This is a genomic window from uncultured Fibrobacter sp., assembly GCF_937877005.1.
GTDB lineage: Bacteria > Fibrobacterota > Fibrobacteria > Fibrobacterales > Fibrobacteraceae > Fibrobacter.
Genome location: NZ_CALEFV010000239.1, coordinates 1 through 1320, shown reverse-complemented (window position 1 = coordinate 1320; position 1320 = coordinate 1). Strand labels below are relative to the sequence as shown.

Annotated in this window: 2 protein-coding genes; both read left to right on the top strand. The window is 51.8% G+C overall.

The window, feature by feature from the left end:
• Positions 1–267 (top strand): hypothetical protein (locus Q0628_RS10500; protein ID WP_298770818.1); only part of this gene is annotated, 267 nt, incomplete at its 5' end.
• Between the two features lie 9 nt (positions 268–276).
• On the top strand, positions 277–1320 hold a 1044-nt coding region (locus tag Q0628_RS10495), incomplete at its 3' end, for a M3 family metallopeptidase (RefSeq protein WP_298770817.1).

Here is a 1320-nt window from a genome sequence, read left to right as displayed (position 1 = left end):
GTTAAACTCGTTCCTGGAGACAACAAGGTAATTCTTGAGACTGAAATGCCCATTGACCGCCGTATTTTCAGGCTGATGGACGTGAACGTGGTCCATATCGTGGGCCGTATGGACGTGTCACTCAAGGCGTCAGAAGAGGCGTTCACGCTCGACTTCAACCAGGATCGCAAAATCAGCCAAGAAGAAAAGCAAGCTCTCGCCGACAAGGCCCGTACATCGGTGCTCGACAATATCGTGAGCGATTGGGTAGGGGCGATATCATTTTAGAGGTTTTTTATGCGCACTTTTGTACCTGAAAATTTTAATGTGGACAACGTAGAAGAGGTCAAGCGCCTCTACCAGAGCTTGTTGTTGGAAGATGTCGGCAACTCCCCCGACGCCCTCCGCGCCTGGATTCTGAAGTGGAGCGAGCTCGGTTCGGTGCTTTCAGAAGTCTCTTGCCGCCGCTATGTGGCCATGACCGTGAACACAAAGGACGAAGCCGCCGCAAAGGCCTACGAAGACTTTGTAAGCAACGTGGACCCCGTCTCCAACGAATACAGCGACAAGCTTAACAAGAAGTTGATGGCGCACCCCGCGAAAGACAAGCTGCAAGGCGAATTTGGCGTGTGGTTCAAAAGTGTGCAGGTGTCTTTAGACCTTTTCTCCCCCGCAAACATTCCGCTCGAAACCGAAGAAACCATGGCCATTCAAGCCTACCAGAAGATTACTGGCGGCATGAGCGTGGAATTTGACGGCGGAATCAAAACCATGCAGCAGCTGGGTGCATACCTTGAAAAGACGGACCGCGACTTGCGCGAACGAGCATTCCGCACCATGTGGGACCGCCGCCTGAAAGATAAAGATGCCTTGGATGCCTCTTTCGACAAGTTGTTCCAGATTCGAAACAAGATTGCAAAAAACGCTCATTGCAAGAACTTTATCGACTACATCTTCTTGGCCAAGCGTCGCTTTGACTACACCCCCGCTGACTGTAAGAATTTCCATGAAAGCGTCGAAAAACTGGTGCTTCCGCTCCTTAAAGAAATCTACAAGAAGCGCGCCGAAAAAATGGGCCTCAAGACGCTTCGCCCGTGGGATTTGAGTGTGGATCCGCTTTCATGCCCTCCCCTCAAACCGTATCAGAACGGCGAAGAATTGATTGAAAAAGTCGACCAGATTTTCGAATCGATTCACCCGCAGGCCGGCAGGTGGGCCCGCGAAATGCAGGCCAAGAAGTTGATTGACCCCGATAGCAGGCTCGGCAAGGCTCCCGGCGGCTACCAGATTGGCTTTGACGAAAGCCGCCTCCCCTTCATTTTCATGAATTCGGCAGAAACC